Genomic DNA, 2,215 nt, shown 5'->3' with positions numbered 1-2,215 from the left:
ATCTTCAATTTATCTTTGGCTTTGTTGCAGAAAATGAACAAGGCACCGCTCATGACGGGAAGATTTATCTCCGACTCAATGATCACAGATAAACCATTAATCGATTTTCTGAAATCGACAAACTGCCGGTGAAGATAAATGCGGGAAGGCTGAACAAACATCTTCATGATAAACCCTTTATCACTCTGACTAAAAAGTCAGGTGATATCGAATCTGGAAAAGTCAGTTCACCTGCTTGTGTGATTAACGTGATGATTTGTTTAGAGCTAGTGATCTGTGTGACTTGTTCAGACACTTGCCGAACAACTTTCGCTTCGACAAAATTATTGCCTGTCGAGCGTCGGTGCTTATTGAGGTAGAACGAAGAGGTGCTGATTTTATGTATGGAGCAGAATTCTGCAACCGTTAACCCGCTCTCTTTTTGATAATCGAAGATACTTGGCCAGTCGTGTTTGGCTTTCTTGGTGTTCTTTTTAGTCATGTGCTAGTTCCTTGTGAATTTTGGAACTAGCGTAATTAATTGTTGGGTTTGGTATTATGTGTGCTTGGCTAGACGCTTACAAAGTATCAGAGACCTAGCTCTTTTCAACCTAGCAATTGATAGCATGCTTCGAAGTTGTGATCTTGTCAGACTGTCAGTCAGTGACATAAGTCATGGCGATGGTATTCAATCACGCGCACAAATCATTCAGAAAAAAACGAAAACACCTGTTCAATTTGAAATTACAGCGAAGACAAAAACGACCTTAAATAAACTGATTGAGATTCAGCATTTAGGTTTTAACGATTTCTTATTTCAAAGTCGGTGTAAGAAATCAGAGCATCTATCTACTAGACAATATGCTCGAATTGTTGACTCATGGGTTTCCAGTATTGGTTTAGATAAGGCAGCTTATGGCACTCACTCAATGAGGCGAACAAAAGCTTCAATTATTTATCGTGAAACAAAGAATCTTAGAGCTATTCAGATATTGCTAGGGCACTCAAAAATCGACAGTACTATAAGGTATCTTGGAGTTGAAGTAGATGATGCGCTTGATCTTGCCGAACGAATCCAGGTGTAGATATTTTCCAACAGGTGGATACTAAAAAGTAGCTACCTGTCAGAGATACCAATATTCAGTTGTGAACTTGGTTTTGTTTTTGGTGTAGGTCTTTTAAGAACTCAGGAGCAAGGTCTGCACCATTAGGCCAAACCACAGTCTCTAGCTCAGGATCAACTGAAACTTTAGAAAAAACAGCTACATCTTTTAATGGTAAAAAGACGGTACCTTCCAAAGCTCCTTTTAAGTCAATATTGCCTGAAGTGCCATCATCAAAAGCAACCCAAAGTGTAAAGTCGGAAACGTGCTTTGCTGATTTAATATGAAGCATAATTTGTTACTCCAACGGTGCTATGTAATTCAAAGGTTCGCCAGAGCGAGCTTTGTCCCAATTTTCTTCTAACTCAGTTAGGTGATATGAAATCCATTCTTGAACGAATTTGATAGCTCTGTTAGGCAATTCACCTTCGATGATTTCTCCATCAAAGTTAAATAGAGCCTCATACCCTGAGTACTTTGCATGAAAATGCGGAGGGTTATGATCGTTAAAATACATTGCGATCAATATTCCATAAAACCTACTTATTACCGGCATCCACCGCTCCAGTCTATAAATTTTCTCTATTATATCGTCAAACTTTAGTATTTACCGTATTTTTTAAACAGATGCCAATGACGTCCGCAAAACGGACCTTCATGACTGATCGATAAACAAAGATTTTTTGGCCAATATTGATCTGATCGGTTACTTCTGGAAAGTGAGATAAGCGGACATAACAGTTGGACTGTTTTTACAAAATTACGGCCAATATTCGCTAAGTGAAGCTTCTTCTATATGCTGTATGCATAAACAGTATCAAGAGGGATACTCATGTCACCGGCAAGGAATGTCTGGGCGAGTCAAGCACCATACTATGAACGCCATCAGCCCGAAAAGACGTTCCTCTATCAATTGGTTCAGGAACATTATCCTGTCTTTAAGTCCTCGTTGGAGGGTCAGGGACAAAGCTTGCCTCGTTACGTTCAGAGAGAGTTCGAAGATTTTCTCCAATGTGGTCGGCTGGAATATGGCTTTTTGCGTGTCCGCTGCGAGGATTGCCATCATGAACGATTGGTGGCATTTAGCTGCAAGCGCAGAGGGTTCTGCCCCAGCTGTGGTGCCCGCCGGATGG

6 protein-coding genes are annotated in these 2,215 nt (G+C 40.5%); 2 read left to right on the top strand and 4 right to left on the bottom strand.

Going from position 1 to position 2,215, the window contains the following annotated elements; translation table 11 throughout:
- On the bottom strand, nt 1-161 hold a 161-nt coding region (gene tnpB / locus A3766_RS32750; RefSeq protein ID WP_369808646.1), incomplete at its 3' end, for an IS66 family insertion sequence element accessory protein TnpB.
- Between the two features lie 2 nt (nt 162-163).
- Nucleotides 164-481: a hypothetical protein gene (locus tag A3766_RS20545; RefSeq protein ID WP_068510162.1), complete on the bottom strand. Its 318-nt coding sequence runs from the start codon at nt 479-481 to the stop codon at nt 164-166.
- Nucleotides 482-494: 13 nt separating this feature from the next.
- Here A3766_RS20545 and A3766_RS20540 point away from each other — a divergent pair, with 13 nt between their 5' ends.
- Nucleotides 495-1,064 carry a tyrosine-type recombinase/integrase gene (locus tag A3766_RS20540; protein ID WP_156497766.1) on the top strand — a complete coding sequence of 190 codons (570 nt, stop codon included), beginning with the start codon at nt 495-497 and terminating at the stop codon, nt 1,062-1,064.
- 55 nt (nt 1,065-1,119) lie between these two features.
- Here the strand turns inward: A3766_RS20540 and A3766_RS20535 are convergent, their stop codons facing one another.
- Nucleotides 1,120-1,374, bottom strand: a complete 255-nt coding sequence (locus tag A3766_RS20535) for a DUF2442 domain-containing protein (RefSeq protein WP_068510406.1) — start codon at nt 1,372-1,374, stop codon at nt 1,120-1,122.
- 6 nt (nt 1,375-1,380) lie between these two features.
- Complete coding sequence (locus A3766_RS20530) at nt 1,381-1,638, bottom strand: DUF4160 domain-containing protein (protein WP_068511393.1); 258 nt, start codon at nt 1,636-1,638, stop codon at nt 1,381-1,383.
- A gap of 276 nt (nt 1,639-1,914) precedes the next feature.
- On the opposite strand from A3766_RS20530, the gene A3766_RS29190 reads away from it, so the two are divergent.
- On the top strand, nt 1,915-2,215 hold a 301-nt coding region (locus tag A3766_RS29190), incomplete at its 3' end, for a transposase zinc-binding domain-containing protein (RefSeq protein ID WP_197479650.1).

This window comes from Oleiphilus sp. HI0132, from assembly GCF_001635845.1.
The sequence above is the reverse complement of the archived record's forward strand: the minus strand, read 5'-3'. Positions and strand labels throughout refer to the sequence as shown.

What these genes read in the sequence shown, in the direction of transcription:
- A3766_RS20545 (WP_068510162.1), bottom strand. Translation starts at nt 481, where the DNA reads ATGACTAAAAAGAACACCAAGAAAGCCAAACACGACTGGCCAAGTATC.
- A3766_RS20535 (WP_068510406.1), bottom strand. Translation starts at nt 1,374, where the DNA reads ATGCTTCATATTAAATCAGCAAAGCACGTTTCCGACTTTACACTTTGG.
- A3766_RS20530 (WP_068511393.1), bottom strand. Translation starts at nt 1,638, where the DNA reads ATGCCGGTAATAAGTAGGTTTTATGGAATATTGATCGCAATGTATTTT.